Raw genomic sequence first — 18,898 nt, forward strand, 5'->3', positions numbered from 1 at the left:
ATCTAATGGTTATTAGAGAGAATGAATGTTTGCATACCAGATACTAGAGATTGTAATTTACTGCACAAGGGCTGAGTCTCAATTAGTCTTTAAGACTGGCCTCTGGAGCAGCCGCTGATAGTTGAGACTGGTTCTCTCAATGCATAGACCGCAGGCACGGTTTGCTCACTGACAACGGGTACTATTTCGACCGCTTGAACTCGAACCGTGCCCCGCCATTGCTTCCGTCTGTCACCGAAACCGTCCAACCGTGCGCCTTCGCGATGTCGGCCACAATCGAGAGCCCGAACCCGGTTCCCCCCTCGCTGGACGTGACGCCGTGTTTGAACACGTCGTCTTGCTTCTCCTGGGGAATCCCGCTGCCGGTATCCTCAACGTAGAATCCATCGTCTCCGTCTAGTCCACCCACGGTCACCGTGACGTCGGCACCACCGTGCTCGATTGCATTTCGGAAGAGATTCTCGAAGAGTTGGGTCAGCCGCCCTGCATCCCCGGTGACTGTCGGAATTCCATCTGCGACTGTAAGCGTTGCCTCCTCCGTGTCGACGTATCCCCACGCCTCCGTCGTAATACTCTCGAGGTCGATCTCTTCTGCATCCTCAATCGTTGTCTCCCCACGTGCCAGCGTCAGGAGGTCCTCGATGAGTCGTTCAATTCGGTCGTGTGCGGATTCTACTTTCTCAAAGTGCTCGGCCTTCCCGGTCTCCTCCGCGATTTCGAGGAACCCCATTGCGACAGAGAGCGGGTTTCGAAGGTCGTGGGCAACGACGCTCGCGAACTGGTCGAGTCGCTCGTTCTGTCGGTGTAGTTCTTCCTCCCTGCTCGCTCGTGCGAGTGCTGCCTCGACAGTCGCACCAAGAATCCGGAACAGGTCGACGTCCGTCTCAGAAAAGACCTGCGTGGAAACTGACCCCGTCGACATGAGCCCATACTCACCTAGTGGGACGAGAATCTCACTCCGTATCTCTGTGTTCGGGTTGTGGGGTTGCCCCTCAGCTTGGATATCATCATATACCTGGGTCTCTCCGGACTCAAACACGTCCCAGGCCAGACTGTCTCCAGGAGTGAACCGGGGAGACTCGCCAAACAGGTCTCGTGCTTCAGACGTTTCCGTAATTGGGGCGAGCACGTTCTCTCGGTCGTCGTACTCCCAAATTCCGGTGATATCGAGGTCCAGTATCTCGGCCGCGGCATCGACGGCAATCGCTCCGATCTCGTCGCTTGATTCAGCGCCGCTCAGCTGCTGTGCGGTGTCCTGAAGCGAGCGGAGGCGAGCTTCCAACCGTTTCTGTTCGGTTATGTCCTCCAAGACGGCGAGGATGCTCGTAGTCTCTCCGTCGGGGCCTGTAACCGGCGCGACCGACAAGAGCAGGTCCAGTTCGTCTCCGTCTTTCGTCTCTCGCCGTATCTCCTTTGCTCGGATTCGCTCGCCGTTCAGGACGCGCTGCCGGTGTGAGGCAAACTCTTCCTGCTGCTCGTCCGGGACCATCGGATTGAACTCACCAAGCACCTCTTCGCGCGACCAGCCGAACATATTTTCAGCCTCGTCGTTCCAGCGGACGACGGTTCCGTCGGTGTCTATCTCCATGACGGTGAGTGGCGTGGCCTCGATGAGTGATTCCAGTCGCTGGTTCGTCGCCTCAAGTTCACGCTCCCGTTCGACCTGCTCGGTAACGTTTCGAGCGATACCCACGACTCGAACGGTCTCGCCGTCGACGACGACTGGCGCGAGGCTGGTCTCCCAGAACCGAGCATCCTCTCCGATGTCGAGCTCTTCACGATACGAAATCGGTGCACGCTGCTCGACACAGCGAGTGTAGTTAGCCTCGAGTTCAGCACCCTGCTCGTCGCCGAACACCTCTCGGGGTGTCTTGCCGCGGACCTCCTCAGTTGTAAGTCCGGTCTGCGTCTCGTATCCGGGACTGAGTCTGGCGAACTCGAATGAAGGGTCCTCACCAGCAGTATCGACGTTAAGCAAGAATATCGCGTCCCCGGACGTTTCGAGCAACGCCTCGTATTCCTCCGCGAGCTCTCGATGCTCACGGCGTTTCGCTTTTCGCTCCGTTATATCCTGAAAAACGCCCCGAAGTGCTGAGTCGCCGCGCTGTGTGTCGTCGACGTATTCTCCCCACGCCCGAACGTCACGCACCTCGCCGTCGGGTCGAACGATTCGGAGGTCAAGGTCGTACGGTTCCCCGTCTTCGATTGCTCGGTCGACTGCTGCGGTAATCGTCTCTCGGTCGTCGGGGTGGTAGAACTCGATCGCGTCGTCGAGGGAGGGCTCGTAGTCCTCGTCGACACCGTGAATCTGACGGACCCCGTCAGACCAGGCGAGTTCGCCGCTCGATGGGATGAATTCCCATATACCGATATCTGCGATGTCCTGAACGCGGTCGAAGAGGAACCCCTGACGTTCGAGTTCGGCACGGTCACGACGACGCGAGAGTTCGGTACTCACGAGTTGTGCGACCAACTCGACGAACGTTCGTTCGAGCGCTCCGAACGGCGCGACCCGCGTCGTCGGACTCGAGAAATTGACGCTCCCGTAACGCGTGCCATCGACGACGAGTGGCACGCCGATGTACGATTCTAACTCGAACTCACGGTAGGCAGGATGCGTCTCTTTCCCAGCGCTAACGGCGTCGACGAACGAACAGACCGAATCCGTGCCGACGACTTCAGCACAGTACGTCGATTCGAGATCGAACTGATCGCCAGCTTCGATATCTGCCTCTGGTGCATGAACTGCTTCGACCGTGTAGTCGCTGTCCTGAATCCGCGAGACGATACCGATTTCGAGTCCGAGCGTCTGGCAACCGACTTCAAGGAGATTCTGGAGGCGCGACTCGGCCGAGACATCGCTTTCTCCCATGACCGCCTGGAGGTCTTGGAGTGCGTCCCGCTCTCGTTCCAATTGACGCTTTACCTCGCTTTGTTCGGTCACGTCTCGAGCGACAACGAGCACCTGCTTGCTTTTGCGACTCTGGAACGGGGTTACCCGGACGTCGAATGTCCGCTCGCTGGTCCCGACCACGACGTCGAGTTGGAGGTCTGCATCGTACAACCCCGTGGACCCACCATCGCTCTCGATCTCGTCAAGCGTCGATTCGACTGCCTGAGAGAATCGCGTTACATCGGAATCGCTAACGCGGCCACCGACGACCGTTTCGAGCTGTTGTCCTGTGAGCTGGGCCGACTGATCTCCGGCGAGCAACCGCTTCGCAGCCGTATTCGCGAACTCGACGTGCCTCGTTTCGTCTAGGATAAACACGACGTCGTGGATGTTCTCCAGAATCGCGTCACTGCGCTCTAGCTCCAGCTTCCGTTCTCGCTCGGCAGTAATTTCACGTGAAAAGACGGTCAGCCCGTCGTCATCTGGGAACGCTCGCACTTCGACCCAGTAGTCGAACGGCTCTCCCAGGTGCTGTTCGAACGATACTGGTTCACCGGTTTCCATCGCCGTTCGATACTTGTCTTCGAGTTCCGTCCCAACAATCGACGGGAACTCTTCCCAGATGATTTCTCCGACGACCGCGTCCGGGTCACAGTCGACTCGCTCGGCCATCTTCCCGTTCATATACTCGATGCGCCACTCGGTATCAACGGCGTAAATCGCGTCAGCTGCGCGTTCGAGCGTCCGCTGAAAACGGTCAAACATCCGCTCGGCGACTTCTTCTTGACGAGCCGCCTCGATCAGGGTCTGTATGCGGCGGGCAAGCAACTCGAAATTGTCTTGCTCGGCATGGATCGGAATATAATCAGAGACGCCGGCTTTTGTCGCTTCGCTTGCGATCTGTTCGTTTCCTCTACCAGTAAACAAGATGGTCGGCAGTTCGTCCCGTTCGGCTCGTAACTGCTCCAAGAAATCAATTCCAGTTTCATCTGGTAGTGAATAGGAGGTGACAACACAATCGATAGGAGAAATAGCCAGTTCTTCGAGAGCAGCCTCCGCAGTGCCGACAGCCGTAAACTCAAAGACTGGTGAAATATTCAGGAGTTTGGTTTGAACCAACTCGGCAAAGTCAGCATCGTCGTTTACATATAGAACGTGAATCGAATCGGGTGCCCCGCGGTCTGTATGATTCATTATTACATCTAAACAGTATTCTTTTATCAATTGTTTGGGCCAGTTCTCGTTCGCGATATCCCGAGTGAAGATGATTGTCCTGAGTAGAATCGCACTCGCTAGTCGGCGTCAAAACCGGAGCGCTGCATCTCTCCCCACGATGTGTCTCCACGGATATATTCGTATAGCCCCCGCCATGCGATCAGTGTCTTCCACTGACGAAACCCGAAGTTTTCGATGATTCCCATGCCTAACAGTCGAATTACTTGTTTCGGTCGATCGTATCGTCTGAAGCTCCACACCTCACTGAGGATGCCAAACCAGGACAGAAACACTCCGACACCGACTGTGATCCCGAAGTACATGAGTACGAACGATAGATCTGCTGCCCCGATCGCGAACGCCAGTGGTACGATCACGTAGCCGAACCCTTCGACGAGCGGTCCAAGCACTTCGGCGAGCAGAAACGCGGGATACCCGAATAGCCCGGGTGATCCGTACCGTCGCCGACCGACCATCTGTCGATGCCGAGTCATCGTATCGAGAAGCCCACGATACCAGCGTCGTCGCTGTCGACTGAACGCGGTGCGCGATTCCGGGACTTCTGTCCAGACGACTGGTTCCGGGACGAATTCGACGTTGTAATCGCGGCCTTGCTCTCGAAGGTAGCGATGCAACCGAAGGGTCAACTCGAAGTCTTCGGTGACGCTGTCGGTTTCGTAGCCACCGACCTCGCGGACGAGATCCGTTCGGAAGACGCCAAAGGCTCCAGAGATCAAAACCAAGGCGTTCAACCGGTCGAGTCCGAGTCGCCCCGAGTAGAAGGCCCGGAGGTACTCCATCGTCTGGATGCCAGCCAATCGGTTACTCGGGAGGCCGACTGAATCGATAGTGCCGTTCTCGATTGTACACCCGTTTGCGACACGAATCGTCCCACCGGTGGCGACGGTTTCCTCCGGCTGCTCCAAGAACGGTTCGACTGCTTGCAGTAGTCCGTCTCTGTCGATAATCGAATCGGCGTCGACCGTACAGAACAGTGGCTGCTCGGCAAGCCAGATACCGGCATTTACCGCGTCAGCTCGCCCTCCATTCTCTTTGTCGATGACTTTTAGGTTGTTCGCATCAGTGGATTGATAGACGGTTTCGATCGGTTCGCTCGGGACATCGAACGGAACTGGAGCGTCGATCGGCTGGAGATCGAACGCTGAGCGGAGCCGAGAGAGGGTCGTGTCGTCTGAGCCATCATTGACGACGATAATTTCGAGTTCTGGATAGTTGAGATTCAACAGCGACTGGGCGCATTCGACGATTACGGCTTCCTCGTTGTACGCGGGAACTACGACGGTTACGCCCGGAAAGAAAGGTGAGGAAAACCGCTGGAACATCGTTCCTGCGGCCTGTTTCTTCAGATCGGCACGGAGTTCGTACAGTGCTGCGATATGTACCAGCAGATACACACCGTTGACCAACAGGTAATACCCTAGCACGACCCAGCCGACAAACAGTAGTATATCGCTCAAGGTCGTCACTGTGTGGCCTCCTTGTTCGTATACGTCGAAGCAACAACCCAGTCTCTGGCTGCCGAACTGGGAGTGCTGAGTTCGCTTTCGGGGATCTGTTCGGCCCGCTCTCCGAGAGCGGTAATCGCGTCAATCGCCGCCCGCGGATCCGATTCAGTTCCGACAGCGTCGAGGAGTGCATTCGTTGACGCGTCATCCTCCCATGTTCCGAGCATTCCATAGACTGCCTGTCGGACCTGCGGGGACTCGTCTGTTCGCACTTGGTCGATATCGACTGCAGATCGAACATCATCGTGCCACCCGTACCCGTAGAGAGATTGCGCTGCCGCCGCTCGGACCTTCGGAGACTCACTCAAGAACAGAAAACCAATCCACCCAAGAGCTGTATCCGGCTTCGAGGGACCTGCTTCACCGATCACCTGTAACACCTGAATGAGTCGCGATTCGTCCCACTCATCGTACGAGCTTTTCGTAGCTGAAACCAGTGGCTCAGGCGAGAGCTTATTGAGTTGATAGAGTGTATCGATGCCGAGAACAGACAGTGGCTTCGGCCCCTGCAGTAGTAACTCGGTACCCGTTCGTGCTGCTTCCGGACGCTCCTGCTCGAAGAGCACTCGCGCTGCTGCAGCTCTCGTTTCTGGATAGTCTCCACTACTGATCTGGAGCGTCTCTATTTCGATATCGATATCGAGACGGGCAATCCAATGCAGTGCCCAGCGGCGTTCGAAAGGATCGCCAACACGAAGTTTACGCCGGGCCCGTTGATCGACCCCAAGCGCGTAGCCGAGTTGTTGCAGGACCGCTCGATCACGTCCACGAATTCGCTGAAGGTATTCTTCTAGCAGTTCAGTGGCAACACGTCGTTCAGATACACTTAGACCTTCGACCCACTCTTGCCATTCTGGGTCTTCCATCTCCATTCGTCCGAGAAGTGTCTGCCGAACACTTGATCTTACTTCGGTGTCACGTCGATCTCTACGTCTCAATACAATTGACTTAGAGATCGTGAGTATCGCAATGACGGCAAGTAGAACCGTTATGATAGAACTGAGCAGTATCAAAATATCGAAAGAAATGCCGGAGATACCACTCATTCAAGCACTCTCTTGATTCGTGCGATGAGTTCATTCGCTGAGAACGGCTTTGTCATGTAGTCGGTAGCTCCGGACTCAAGTGCGCGAACGATATCGTCTTTTTTCCCGCGTGATGTTAGCATGATCACATCCACCTCATCGAAGCGATCGTCGTTTTGCATTCTATCGAGAATCCGGTACCCGTTCAACCCGGGCATCATGACATCGAGAACCATCAAATCCGGGAGGTTATCTGAATTTGTTACAAGAAAGCTCCAACACTCTTCGCCATCGCTCACGGCAGTGACTTCGTATCCACCCTGTAATTTGAATTTAAGCAGTTCACGCATCTCTTCGTCATCGTCAGCAATTAGGATAGAATGCATCCGTAGTGAGTTCCTAGAAGTAATCGTTCTATTACAATATGTGTTTGGATGAGTCTCCAATTGCGTGCTGTTTATGTTTCTCAAGTTAGCTTTGGATGGACAGTCTATAAATACATTATGCGTGATACTGTCCTTCGATCGAAAAAGAGGCTGCCTCGGCAAGCGAAGCTGGTGACATCTCCAAACTGGGGTGCGTGGAAGCGACTAAATCAAAAGAGCACAAATAAAACGTTAGCTTCTGTACGGGTCCGGCCTTTTGGTTAGATGTAGACTTGTTATTGAGGGAGCCATAGCGATTGTCCGGTAGTGCCCATTACTACTGAATCCCGGAGAACCGTCTTTCGACAAATTGCACGACGGTCGTACGTTGAGTGGCCAGCGTACGATTCGACACCGTTGTACGATCGCACCTCACTTGCCGGATTAGAATCGGACGTCCGGATTGTCTCAGGAGCTTGGTTCGCCCACGATAAGCACATCTCTGTTGAGCAGTTCGTCTTCGAACTTCCGCTGACCTACTTCCAATTCGAGACCCACGACTGCTACGAGAGTCCGACACACTACGAGATGGACACCCTGTTTCGCGTGTTCGTTCTGAAAGAACTTCACGGATGGGAGCACGAAACAGCACTCTACGAGTACCTCGAAAGTCATCCGGAACTTTGCGAGCGGCTTGGGCTGGAGACAGTGCCTGACCAATCGACACTCTGGCGCAGTTGGCACACGCGCTTCAGCGATGAGCTTCGCGAGACGGTCCAGAAAGCGGCTCGAACGATCCTCATCAAAGCGCAGAACGCCGACGTCATCGTCCCCCGCGAACCGGAGCAGATCCTCCCGGCTCGTGGCGATGACGTGGACGAATCGGTTCCAGACGATCGAGCCATTCTAGACAACGCCGATAGAGTCACCAAGCACGTCAGCCGTGTCGTCTTTCCCGCGTTCTCTCTGGACCGTGGAGAGGGCTGTGAGATCCACGAGAACGCCTACTGGGGCCTGCAGACATATCTCGGACTTCGCGAGCGGCTGGCTGCAAACGAAGGTGCTCGTAGTTTCCTCTACGAGTCGACTCGGGATCGGACACCGCTGGGGCACGCTCATCGGGAGCAGATTCGAGACCTCTCGATTGAAAAGATTCGAGCGATGTACCAGCAGGCCACCACTCGGCTCCTAAACGAAGTTGCGGAGACAGAGCAGTTCTTTCGAGCCGGAGTCGTCGCCATCGACATTACCGAAGCCGACCCTTTCACCGGTACAGGACGGGCTACGAAGACGAAATCATCGGAACGAAAGAGAAGAGTGACCAATACGCCTACCAGTGGGCGACAGTACAGCTGGTCGGCAATGCCGTCCCAATCGTGCTGGACGCGCGCCCCGTCCGAAAGGGGGAGACACGACTGGAAATCGTCGAAGACTTGCTCGATTCGGCTGAGGACCTCGTTCACGTCGATAACGTGCTGATGGACCGGGAGTTCGATAGCCAGCACGTCCTGGAGATGATCAGCCAGCGAGGGCTCTCCTACGTCGTTCCGAAGCGGATGCAGACTAGCGAGAAAGCCCAGGCCAAGCGATTGCTCCAGCGTGACCGGGACCGATACGAGACCGACCGGAAGCTCCACCTCGGGAAGAACGAGTGGCACGAGACGACGCTGATCTACCGCCGGAAAGAGGACTCCGAGCACGACGACCACCGGCAGTACTCGGTGTTCATGACGAATTGCGGGAGTGGGCACCTCACGGAGTACGGCTACCGGTGGGAAATCGAGAGTGGCTATCGGTCGATCAAACGGTTCATGGCAGCGACGACGTCGAAGGATTTCGGGCTTCGATTCTTCTACTTCGCGTTTGCGTGTCTGCTGTACTCTATCTGGCGAGCGGTCGATCTGCTCGTGCAGGTTGAATTAACCGACGAGTACGAGCACTCGCCTATTGTGACGGCCGACAATACGCTGACGCTGTTGAAGAAGGAGACCGGAATTGGATAGGGCGGTCCTCTGTTCGGGCCAGTACGGATTCCTGAGTGGCAACGCTGTCGGGAATCTTGGAAATTCACAAGTCCAGTTGGTAGTGCGACACGAGAAGACCATCGAGAGGAGATTCAAAGCAGCTTCGCCTCGAAAAACCGCCCGACATCACGCATCACAGCCCCGCTAAACCCGGTGTAGTCTCAACTTCCCCGGGAATCGATTGAATATAGCGGCATGAGATTTATAGATGCACGAAAAGACGCCGCAAGAGCGTTAGCGTACTGTACGCCCGGAATCTATCGGAATCGTGTCCACTCGTGATTCACGTGAGAATCACGAGTGGATTTATGGGACACCGTGCCCTCGGTGAAGCCGACCCGATGCCAGACGACGAATCCGGGGATTCAGCGGCCGAGGACGGCCGCCCAGACGCCCTCACGAGTGCCCGCGACCGCTACCTGCTCTCACGCGGGAAGGGACGGGACAACCAGAGCGGGACCTACCGTCGCAACGCCGAGCGCGAACTCACGAAGTTCATCGACTACCTCGCCGGCCGCGACATCCGAACCCTCCGGGGAATCGACGCCCGGGTGTTGCGCGAGTACGTACAGGACGAACTGCTGGACGGAGCCCTCTCGGCCCGAACGGTGCGGAAGTACTTCGACTACGTCTCCGCGTGGGTCGGCTGGGCACAGCGGGAAGGGCTCGTGCCGGAACACTACGGGAACCAGCAGACGGCCCGCGAACTTCTGCCAGAGGCCGACACGCGAAAGGAACAGCGCCAGCAGTCGTGGACGCGCGAACAACGGACGCAACTGCTGTTCCACGTCGACGAACGGGCCCGCGCGGCCATCACGCAGGACGGCACGGACGCGTACAAGCCGGTCCGGGACCGCGCAGTCGTCTACAGTCTGGCCTACACGGGGCTGCGAGCGAGCGAACTGTTCGCGAACTCGCAGGACGACCGCCGCGTCGGAGCGCAGTGGGGCGACCTCGGCGACGGCTACGAGAGCGTCACCGTCCTCGGCAAGACCCAGAACTGGGAGACGCGGTCGGTGCCGCCACAGGCCCGGCCGGCGCTAGAGCGGTGGGCCACCGTCCTCTCGCCCGCCCCGGACTGGCCGGTGGTTCCGACGCTGCACTACCCGTCACTGTACGAGGCGCTGCGTGAGGCGGGGTGTCCGACCGACGGCTTCGACGGGTACGCCAGCATCTTCGACGCGCTGCGGGCCGCCGACGGCTCGCCGCCGGCGATGACCGCCGACGGGGCGCGGCGACTGCTCCGGACGCTCACCGACGCCGCGGACATCGACGTCGACGAGGCGTACCTCGAACCCCACGGAGCCCGCCGCGGCGTCGGTCGCGTCCTCGCAAAGGAGAAGGGGGCCGACCCCGGCGCTCGTCAGCTCGGGAACTCCGTTCGCGTCTTCGAGGAGCGGTACGCGGACGTGTTGGCCTCGGAGCAGGCGGAGACGACCGGCGAGGCGTTCGAGAGCCACGACTCGTAGCACGTTCCCCGTGGCGGTCGGGAACGGAATCGACGGCGAGGACGACTAGGCTGCCGTTACCGACCGAAGATTCGTTCGCGTCCGACTCCGCCGGTAATCGGCGGACAGCGGGGCCGAGGCCGCCGGTAGACAGCCGGACGCGTCGATAACCGAACGGTAACTTTGCGTCCGACACCGGAACCCATCAGCGATGGGCTGGGCCCACGGGCAGTTGCTCCAAGCGGGTGTCTCGACGGACATCACCGTCGTTCTCGGGGTGGTGTTGCTGGCCCTCGTGCTGTTCGTCACAGAGGCGCTGCCGGTGGACGTGACGGCCATCGTCGTCTTGCTGGTCCTGACGCTGCTCGAACCGTGGACGACCATCTCGCCCGACGAAGCTATCTCCGGGTTCTCCAACGAGGCGACCATCACCGTCCTCGCGTTGCTCATTCTGAGCGCGGGCGTCAGCCGGACCGGACTGGTCCAACGACTGGGCCGCCGGATGGCCGAGTTCGCCGGGACGAACCTCCGGCGACAGCTGTTTGCGACCGTCGGCGTCGCGGGGCCGGTCTCGGGCTTCCTGAACAACACGCCGGTGGTCGCGTTGCTCGTTCCGGTCGTCACCGACGTCGCCAACCGCGGCGGGACCTCGCCGTCGAAGCTGCTCATCCCGCTGTCGTACGCCTCACAGCTCGGCGGCATGCTCACGCTCGTCGGCACCTCGACGAACATCCTCGCCAGCGACGTGAGCGCGAGACTGGCCGGGCGCTATCCGGAGCTGCACGCCTTCTCGATGTTCGAGTTCACCAGACTCGGGGTGCTGGTCGTTCTCGTCGGCGGGGCGTACCTCGTCTTCGTCGGCTACCGACTGCTACCGGCGCGAGTCCCGCCGGAAGCGGACTATCTGGCGGAGTACGAGGTCGGCGAGTACGTCACGGAACTCGCGGTCAGCCCCGAATCGCGGTTCGTCGGCGATTCCGTCGAAGCGGTGACCGCGGCGCTGGGCCCGGACGTCGACGTCGTGGAACTGGTCCGCGAGGGCCGGGACACCGTCGCGCCGAGACAGGAGCAGCGACTCGACGGGGGCGACGTACTCGTCGTCCGGACCAATCGGGAAGTCGTCGCGGGGGGGCCACAGATTCCCGGGCTCGTCGTCAGCGGGTCCGGAACGGCGGCGCTCGAATCGGGCGACACCGGGACGCTGGTCGAGTTGGTCGTCGCCATGGACTCGCGGCTCGTCGGCGAGCGGTTCGACCCCGAGCTGTTCCGGACGGAGTACGGGGCGGCCGTCCTCGGCGTTCGAAGTTGGAGCGACGGAGTGGTCAACCGCATCGCTGGCCGTCGCCTCCGCGTCGGGGACACGCTCTTGGTCAACGTGTCGGAGGCGGGTATCGAGCGCCTCAGCCGCGACCCCGACGTCATCGTCGCGCGCGAGCCCCGAGAGCCGGACTACCGGACGGAGAAGGCCCCGCTGGCAGTCGGCATCATGGTCGGGGTGGTCGGCCTCGCCGCGCTCGAAGTGCTTCCCATCCTCGTGACGGCGCTGGCCGGGGTGGTGGCGATGGTACTGGCCGGTGTCCTCGAACCGAACGAACTCTACGACGCGGTCGAGTGGGACATCATCTTCCTGCTCGCCGGCGTGATTCCGCTGGGAATCGCGCTCGAACGCACCGGCGCGGCGACGTTTCTGGCCGGGCAGGTCGTCGCGTTCGGTGCGGCACTTCCTGTCGTCGTCGTCCTCTGGCTGTTCTACATCGCCACGGGACTCATCACCGAGGTCATCAGCAACAACGCGAGCATCGTCCTGCTCGTCCCGGTAGCGGCCGCCTCGGCGGCCCGCCTCGGAGCCAACCCGTTCGCCTTCGTCCTGGCGGTGACCTTCGCCGCGAGCACGACGTTTCTCGGCCCCGTCGGCTACCAGACGAACCTCTTCGTCTACGGCCCCGGGGGGTATCGCTTCGGCGACTACTTCCGTATCGGTGCGCCGCTGCAACTGCTCCTCTCGGTGGTAACGGTCGGCGGCATCACGCTCTTCTGGGGCGTCTGAGAGGACTCGCCCACGACGTGATAAACCATATACCGCTTCATCATTTATCGAGGGGGTCGGCGAGGTCCGAGTTCGAAACGCGACTCGCCGACCCCTGTCGGAGCCGATAGATGCGACGGAGGTCGTCCTCCATCTTCGGCGTCAACGACGTGGCCGGTTCGGATGTTGCGGGCGGCGTGGCGTCCGAGGAGTCCATCGGAGTTGTCGAGTGCGTGTCTCGGAGCGGCGCGGTTCGCTTTCTGACCGCGTTTCGGTCAGTCGCCGGTCGGTTTCTTTCCCGACTCGATGCTCCCTGTCTCCGGGGTCGACTCCGCTCCGAGCGCCGTCTGTACCTTCCCGACGACGACGGCGACGACGTAGATGGCGACGGCCACGAGGACGACCACGCCGCCGGCAGTCGCACCGGCGTAGTAGGCGACGCCGATGCCGAGGAGGACGGACAGTTCGGCGAGGACGATCGAGACGAGCAGCGACGCGTTGAAGCTCCGGGAGACCTGCGCCGCGCCGGCGACCGGGACGACCAGCATCGCCGCGACGAGGATGACACCCATTATCTGCATCGCGCCGACGACGACCAGCGCGGTCAGCATCACCATGATTCGGTTGTACCAGTTCACCGAGAGCCCCGATACCTCCGCAGCTGTCTCGTCGAACGTGACGTAGAGCAACTGGTTCCGAGTGAGTGTGACGACGCCGACGATGACGGCAAAGAGTACCAGCAGGATTGCGGCGCTCTGTTGTGTGACCGTCGAGAGGTTCCCGAACAGGTACTGGTCGACGCTGACGGTCAGTCCGCCGGCGTTGATGCTGATGAGCGTCGTCCCGAGCGCGAATCCCGTCGAGAGGACGATCGCCATCGAGACGTCGTTGTAGGCGTCGGTCGCCTCGGAGATGAGTTCGATAAACAGCGCGGCGACCATCGCCACGACAACGGCAGTCAGGTACGGCGTCACCCCGAGGTCGATGACCGCGTTGAGGAACAATCCGACGGCGACACCGGCGAAGGCGGTGTGTGCGAGGGCGTCGCCGATGAGCGCGAGTTGCCGGTGGACGAGGAACGTCCCGATGAGCGGGGCCATGACGCCGATGCAGAGCCCGACGAGGATAGCTCGGTGCATGAACCCGTACGTGAGCAGTTCGAGCCCGGTGACGTCAGCGAGCCACGACAGTATCCCGGACCAGAACGACAGAATCCAGTACAGGGGGGTAAGTATCGCATCGAGCCCCCCGCCCTGTAGCGGGATGAGAACCGGCTCGATCACTCCGAGTCACCCGTGATAGCTGCCGCGGTCCCGAACGCACGGGCGAGTGCGTCGCTGTCGACGAACTCGTCGGTCGGTCCGTCGAAGTATATCTCACCGTCGAGGCAGACGACGCGCTCGGCTTGGTTCGTGACCGCGCGCAGGTCGTGCTCGATGAGCAAGACGGTGATATCGTCGGCGTTCAGCGCCTCGAGCAATCCGTAGAACGCCTCGACCGACTCGGCGTCGACGCCGACGGTCGGTTCGTCGAGGACGAGCAGATCGGCTTCGCTCGCGAGTGCGCGGGCGATGAACGCCCGCTGGCGCTGTCCGCCCGAGAGCTGCGTGACCCGGCGGTTCGCGAACGCCGTCATCCCGACCGTCTCGAGCGCGTCGTCGACGATTTCCCAGTCCGCTCGGGAGAGGAACCCGAAGCCGACGTGGGGGAACCGACCCATTTTGACGACTTCCCGGACGGTAATCGGCATCGCCTTCGAGGCGCTGGCGTGCTGGGCGACGTAGCCTATCCGAGAGCCGTCGTCGAACGCGTGTGACGGCTCGCCGAACAGCCGTGCGACGCCGTCGTCGGGTTCGAGAAGCCCCAGTATCAGCTTCATTAGCGTCGATTTTCCCGAACCGTTGGGGCCGACCACGGCCACGTACTCGCCGGGGTCGACTTGGAGCGAGATGTCTGTGACCACGGGTGTGGCCGCGTATCCGAAGTCGACGCCTGTGAGTTCGATGACGGAAGGCTGGCCACGCGATTGGTCCGGCGTCGCTCGCGTATCGGGGTGTGTACTCATTCGAAGTTTCTCCACTCGTTCGCCCAGCCGTCGGGGCGGGCTTCCGCGGGCGGTTCGTTGCCGAGAACGACCTCGAAGGTCGGCATGTTGATGTTGTAGGCGATCTCTTCGTACCCCCAGTTGTCCTCGACCCAGTCCTCGCGGACGCCTGCGTACGGCGTTACCGGGAAGTACGCCTCGGCTCGGGTCTCCTCGATTAGCTGAACGGCGGGACGGCGCGCCTCGAAGACGCCGTTTGCGATGTACCGGATGTCGTGTTCCTCGATAACGTCCTGTGCTTGGCGGATGTCTTCCGGCGCGACATCGCCGCTCGCCGCCAAGTTGGTGACGAGCGGGCGCATCTCGACCCCGTACCGCACGCCGATGTACTGGAAGGCGTTGTGTGCCGCCAGTTGGACTACGTCGCGGTCGGCGGCGTCGAAAATCGCCTGATAGTCCGCGTCGATGCGGTCGATCGTCTCGGACGTGTAGGTCTCCGCGTTGTCCCGAAACGCGCCCTCTCGGTCCGGTACGAGTTCGGCCAGCCCGTCGGTGATGTTATCGATCGAGGTCTTCGCACGTCGCGGGTCGAGCCAGAAGTGGGGGTCTTTCCCCCGTTGCTCACCGACGCCCTCCTCGTCGGGGTCGAGAGTCGCAGCGAGGTCGACGAGGGCGACTCCCTCACGGGCGTTGATGAGCCGGGTGTCGACGTCGTCGTCCTGAATCGTCTGAATCGCGCGGTCGGCCCACGGCTGGAACCCCGGACCGACGTGGATGAACGCATCGGCCTCGATTATCCGTCGGGTGACGCTGGCGTTGGGTTGCCAGCCGTGGCCGTGGAGGCCGGTCGGAACGAGGTTCTCCACGCTGACCGGCGTCCCGTCGACGATGTGACGCGCGAAATCGTAGAAACTGAAAAACGAGGCGACCGCGACGGACGGCCCGTCTCCCGACGCCCCGCTGTTCTCGGTACCGGTCCCGTCCCCAGCGCCGCCGTCACTCGTGTCTCCCTCACCGGTCGTACACCCGGCGAGGCTGGTAGTGAGTAGTCCGGCCCCTGCAGCGATGGCGTGTCTTCGTGAGAGACGATACTCGGACGTCGACTGGATTTGGTCTGCCATCCTATTTGATGTTGGTGGTACAAATAATATAGTACTTTCTATCGAATCTATTATTTTGACAGGTCTAATAATTCACGGACCATGCCCAGCGACCCACATTTATATACCGTTACGTGCCCAGTTTCGTCCACAGAAGACGCGTGTCGCCCCCCTCGGTTGGCCCCGACATGTCAGGTAGCGACTCTCGACGCCGGCGGTCTTTCGCCCACCCCGGGAAACGACACATGACTCCGAAAGACGACGATAGCACCGAACCCGAGCAGAGTAGCGCTCCACCCGACGAGCGGCACGTACCCGCGGGTACCGCGGACGACGCGTTTCACGAGGCCCTCCGAGAAGTGGTGGCCGAGGCCGACGCCGCGGGGAGAACGTCGCCGTCCGGCCCCGTGGTCCGGACGGCAGGCTAGTTCAGCACCCAGAAGCGGTAGTTGAGGGAGGCGGCAAACGAGACCCAGAGGAGGTACGGGACGAGCAAGAGCGCCGCGCGCCGGTCGACGCGGGCGAAGGCCCACATCGTCGCGACGATGAGCGCCCAGAGGAGCGCGATTACCGCCAGCCCCCAGCCGATCTCCCGCGCACCGAAAAAGACCGCCGACCAGCCCAGATTGAAGACGAAGTGGAGCGCGAACACGGCGAAACCGACCCGGACCTCGCGGGGCGACGACCCGGCCTGTCGCCAGACGAGCCACAGCGCAGCGCCCATGAGCGCGAACAGCGCGGTCCAGACCGGCCCGAACACCCAGTTCGGGGGAGCGAGCGCCGGCCGCCGGAGGGTCGCGTACCACGGGTCGAGCCCCTGTACGGTGAAGACCGAACCCGACGCGCCGACGAGTTCGACGGTCAGGACGGCGATTGCGAGCGCGAGGACCGGGCGCTCGCGCGGCAGTTCGCGGAGACGTGCCGAGAGGGATGCCATGAGTGGTGAAGTGTGCCCCGAGATAAATTTATTATTCACTGACTATTCACTCCGAACCGGAGAGACGCTATGGACGGACTCAACGGCAACACGGCAGTCGTGACGGGAGCGGCCTCGGGCATCGGACGGGCGTCGGCGCGGCGGTTCGCCGAGGAGGGAGCAAACGTCGTCGTCGCGGACGTCAACGCCGACGGCGGCCGGGAGACAGTCGACCTGATAGCGGACGCCGGCGGGGACGCGACGTTCGTCGAGGTCGACGTCACCGACTCGGAGTCGGTCGAGAACATGGTGTCGGTCGCCGTCGACAGCTACGGCGGTCTGGATTTCGCACACAACAACGCGGGCGTCCTCACCGGCTTCGACGAGGTGACCGACATCGAGGAGTCGCAGTGGAACCGCCTCGTCGACATCAATCTGAAGGGGGTCTGGACGTGCCTGAAAGCCGAGTTGCCCGTGATAGCACAGGACGGCGGTGCCGTCGTCAACACGGCGTCGGAGGCCGGGCTCGTCGGAATGGGTGGACTCGCCAGCTACTCGGCAAGCAAACACGGCGTCGTCGGACTGACGAAGACGGTCGCGCTGGAGTACGCCTCGCGGGGCGTCCGCGTGAACGCTATCGCCCCCGGCCCGACGAAGACGAACATCCAGCGCGGGATGACCGGCGGGCGCGACCCGTCGGCGCTGCCCTTCGACACGTCCGCGATGGTCGACGTTCCGATGGGGCGACAGGCGGAACCGGCGGAGATGGCGGGCGCGGTCGTCTTCCTCTGCTCGGCGGACGCGTCGTACATCACCGGACAGACGTTGCCGATAGACGGCGGTCAGGCGGCTGACTGAGCGGTCGACGCCGAGCCCGTGCGGTCCCGGAACGCGAAGCGGTTCACCGGGCGAAAGGGGCTGACGCGCCCGTACCGCGCCGTCGGCGTGTTTTCGGCCCGCCTAATAATCGGAACCGTTTTGTGTAGTTAGGTGGGCCTAAAAATATGGCCAGCGACGAAACGGAACGCAACGCACCGACGCGACGCGAGTACGTGAAATACGGCGGGGTAGTCGTCGGCGGCGGCCTGCTCGCCGGCTGTTCGGACGGCGAGTCCGATTCGACGCCGCCGACGCAAACCGAGGCGGAAACCGCGGAAGCAGCGGGGACGGGGTCGTACACGGTGAGCATGGCCCCCGTCGGCGACGTGGAACTTGACGCCGTCCCGACGAGCGTCCTGACGTACTACCCCATCGCCGCCGGGACGGTCGCCGCGCTCGGCCACGGCGACGCGATAAACGCCATCGGCTACGACAAGCAACTGTTCGGCGACACGGTCGATTACTACTACGACAGCCTCGACGGCGTCGACTTCGAGTGGGAGGAACTGGGGCGGGTCACGCCCAGCGACAACCCGAACACGCTCGACAAGGAACTGTTCTACGAACTCGACAGCGACGTGCACTTCCTCGACCCCTGTCTCCTCCAGAGTGGCTCGTTCGGGTGGGACGCGGCGGAAGTGGACGCGCTCGCCTCGGACATCGGCCCGTGGTTCGGGAACTACTACAGCCGAACGAACGCACAGCCCCCGGCGGCGTGTCGGGACCACTACGACTACTACACGCTCTGGGAGTACATCGGCAAGATTGCGGCGGTGTTCCGGGAGCGAGAGCGGTACCGGGCGCTCAAGTCGGTACGCGACGACGTACTCGCCGAAATCGAGGCGGGGCTACCGCCGGAGTCCGAGCGGCCGTCGCTCGCGGTCGTCGCCTACAGCGGCGGGACCTTCTGGCCCTACGACTTCACCCAGCCCGGCTACCTCTGGGCGCACGTCCGCCCGTTCGGCGTGACCAACGCCTTCACGACCATCGACGGCGGCCCCGGCACTGACGGGTCCTACGACTACGAGGCGATGGTGGCGGCGGAACCCGACGTGGTCCTGCGCTACTGGGGCGCGGCGCTTGGCGACACCTTCGTCGAGAACCGCGCCGAGGTGCTGGACAACGCGCTCGCCGGGGACGTTCCGGCGTTCCGGGACGAGCGGTACTACGCCTCCGGGAACGGGATGCAGGGGCCGATTATGAACCTCTTCCAGTTGGAGATGACGGCCAAACAGCTCTACCCCGAGCAGTTCGGTGCGTGGCCCGGCTACGAGGAGGGCGAACCGTACCCCGAGATTCCCGCGTCCGAGCGGCTCTTCGACCGCGACCGCGTCGTCGACATCGTCACCGGGGAGGGCGGAGCGTGACCGCCACAGAGTTGTCGAGCGGCGAGGGCCGCCGGGACGGACGGACCAACGGCCGTGCCCGCGAACCGGA

Annotated in this window: 13 protein-coding genes and 1 pseudogene; 5 read left to right on the forward strand and 9 right to left on the reverse strand. The window is 61.3% G+C overall.

Annotated features, from left to right (window positions below):
* Positions 1-181: 181 nt before the first annotated feature.
* The 4 genes from ACV7JO_RS17285 to ACV7JO_RS17300 all read right to left on the reverse strand — a co-directional run bounded on the left by ACV7JO_RS17285 (position 182) and on the right by ACV7JO_RS17300 (position 7,045).
* Positions 182-4,087, reverse strand: a complete 3,906-nt coding sequence (locus ACV7JO_RS17285) for a PAS domain-containing protein (protein ID WP_470355909.1) — start codon at positions 4,085-4,087, stop codon at positions 182-184.
* Between the two features lie 98 nt (positions 4,088-4,185).
* Entirely contained in the window at positions 4,186-5,595 is a 1,410-nt protein-coding gene (locus ACV7JO_RS17290; protein WP_470355910.1) for a glycosyltransferase family 2 protein, read from the reverse strand.
* Positions 5,592-6,500, reverse strand: a complete 909-nt coding sequence (locus tag ACV7JO_RS17295; protein WP_470355911.1) for a hypothetical protein — start codon at positions 6,498-6,500, stop codon at positions 5,592-5,594. The genes ACV7JO_RS17290 and ACV7JO_RS17295 overlap by 4 nt, the downstream gene beginning before the upstream one ends.
* Positions 6,501-6,676: 176 nt before the next feature.
* On the reverse strand, positions 6,677-7,045 hold the full coding sequence (locus tag ACV7JO_RS17300; protein ID WP_470355912.1) for a response regulator transcription factor: 369 nt from the start codon (positions 7,043-7,045) through the stop codon (positions 6,677-6,679).
* Between the two features lie 306 nt (positions 7,046-7,351).
* On the opposite strand from ACV7JO_RS17300, the pseudogene ACV7JO_RS17305 reads away from it, so the two are divergent.
* The 3 genes and pseudogenes from ACV7JO_RS17305 to ACV7JO_RS17315 all read left to right on the forward strand — a co-directional run bounded on the left by ACV7JO_RS17305 (position 7,352) and on the right by ACV7JO_RS17315 (position 12,543).
* Positions 7,352-9,027 (forward strand): annotated as a pseudogene (locus tag ACV7JO_RS17305) (transposase).
* A 362-nt stretch (positions 9,028-9,389) separates the two neighbouring features.
* Positions 9,390-10,517, forward strand: a complete 1,128-nt coding sequence (locus ACV7JO_RS17310) for a tyrosine-type recombinase/integrase (protein ID WP_470355913.1) — start codon at positions 9,390-9,392, stop codon at positions 10,515-10,517.
* 190 nt (positions 10,518-10,707) lie between these two features.
* Complete coding sequence (locus ACV7JO_RS17315; protein ID WP_470355914.1) at positions 10,708-12,543, forward strand: SLC13 family permease; 1,836 nt, start codon at positions 10,708-10,710, stop codon at positions 12,541-12,543.
* 40 nt (positions 12,544-12,583) lie between these two features.
* Here ACV7JO_RS17315 and ACV7JO_RS17320 read toward each other — a convergent pair whose 3' ends face one another.
* From ACV7JO_RS17320 to ACV7JO_RS17340, 5 genes are all read right to left on the reverse strand, one after another.
* Positions 12,584-12,739: a hypothetical protein gene (locus ACV7JO_RS17320; RefSeq protein ID WP_470355915.1), complete on the reverse strand. Its 156-nt coding sequence runs from the start codon at positions 12,737-12,739 to the stop codon at positions 12,584-12,586.
* 58 nt (positions 12,740-12,797) lie between these two features.
* Positions 12,798-13,805 carry a metal ABC transporter permease gene (locus ACV7JO_RS17325; protein WP_470355916.1) on the reverse strand — a complete coding sequence of 336 codons (1,008 nt, stop codon included), beginning with the start codon at positions 13,803-13,805 and terminating at the stop codon, positions 12,798-12,800.
* Positions 13,802-14,587: a metal ABC transporter ATP-binding protein gene (locus ACV7JO_RS17330; protein ID WP_470355917.1), complete on the reverse strand. Its 786-nt coding sequence runs from the start codon at positions 14,585-14,587 to the stop codon at positions 13,802-13,804. Before ACV7JO_RS17330 ends, ACV7JO_RS17325 begins: the two co-directional genes overlap by 4 nt.
* Positions 14,584-15,687, reverse strand: coding sequence for a metal ABC transporter substrate-binding protein (locus ACV7JO_RS17335; RefSeq protein ID WP_470355918.1), 1,104 nt, complete (start codon positions 15,685-15,687; stop codon positions 14,584-14,586). Before ACV7JO_RS17335 ends, ACV7JO_RS17330 begins: the two co-directional genes overlap by 4 nt.
* Before the next feature lie 403 nt (positions 15,688-16,090).
* Positions 16,091-16,603, reverse strand: coding sequence for a TspO/MBR family protein (locus tag ACV7JO_RS17340; RefSeq protein ID WP_470355919.1), 513 nt, complete (start codon positions 16,601-16,603; stop codon positions 16,091-16,093).
* Positions 16,604-16,672: 69 nt separating this feature from the next.
* Between ACV7JO_RS17340 and ACV7JO_RS17345 the strand changes: the two genes are divergently transcribed.
* The gene (locus tag ACV7JO_RS17345; protein ID WP_470355920.1) at positions 16,673-17,440 is read left to right on the forward strand and encodes an SDR family NAD(P)-dependent oxidoreductase; all 768 of its coding nucleotides are present in this window, start codon (positions 16,673-16,675) and stop codon (positions 17,438-17,440) included.
* Positions 17,441-17,586: 146 nt separating this feature from the next.
* Complete coding sequence (locus ACV7JO_RS17350; RefSeq protein WP_470355921.1) at positions 17,587-18,828, forward strand: ABC transporter substrate-binding protein; 1,242 nt, start codon at positions 17,587-17,589, stop codon at positions 18,826-18,828.
* Positions 18,829-18,898: the final 70 nt, after the last annotated feature.

This window comes from Haloarcula sp. MBLA0138, from assembly GCF_055632455.1.

Excerpts from the sequence above, each read along its gene's own strand:
- ACV7JO_RS17285 (WP_470355909.1), bottom strand. The coding sequence starts at position 4,087 with ATGAATCATACAGACCGCGGGGCACCCGATTCGATTCACGTTCTATAT.
- ACV7JO_RS17295 (WP_470355911.1), bottom strand. The coding sequence starts at position 6,500 with ATGGAAGACCCAGAATGGCAAGAGTGGGTCGAAGGTCTAAGTGTATCT.
- ACV7JO_RS17300 (WP_470355912.1), bottom strand. The coding sequence starts at position 7,045 with ATGCATTCTATCCTAATTGCTGACGATGACGAAGAGATGCGTGAACTG.
- ACV7JO_RS17310 (WP_470355913.1), top strand. The coding sequence starts at position 9,390 with ATGCCAGACGACGAATCCGGGGATTCAGCGGCCGAGGACGGCCGCCCA.
- ACV7JO_RS17315 (WP_470355914.1), top strand. The coding sequence starts at position 10,708 with ATGGGCTGGGCCCACGGGCAGTTGCTCCAAGCGGGTGTCTCGACGGAC.
- ACV7JO_RS17320 (WP_470355915.1), bottom strand. The coding sequence starts at position 12,739 with ATGGACTCCTCGGACGCCACGCCGCCCGCAACATCCGAACCGGCCACG.
- ACV7JO_RS17330 (WP_470355917.1), bottom strand. The coding sequence starts at position 14,587 with ATGAGTACACACCCCGATACGCGAGCGACGCCGGACCAATCGCGTGGC.
- ACV7JO_RS17335 (WP_470355918.1), bottom strand. The coding sequence starts at position 15,687 with ATGGCAGACCAAATCCAGTCGACGTCCGAGTATCGTCTCTCACGAAGA.
- ACV7JO_RS17340 (WP_470355919.1), bottom strand. The coding sequence starts at position 16,603 with ATGGCATCCCTCTCGGCACGTCTCCGCGAACTGCCGCGCGAGCGCCCG.
- ACV7JO_RS17345 (WP_470355920.1), top strand. The coding sequence starts at position 16,673 with ATGGACGGACTCAACGGCAACACGGCAGTCGTGACGGGAGCGGCCTCG.
- ACV7JO_RS17350 (WP_470355921.1), top strand. The coding sequence starts at position 17,587 with ATGGCCAGCGACGAAACGGAACGCAACGCACCGACGCGACGCGAGTAC.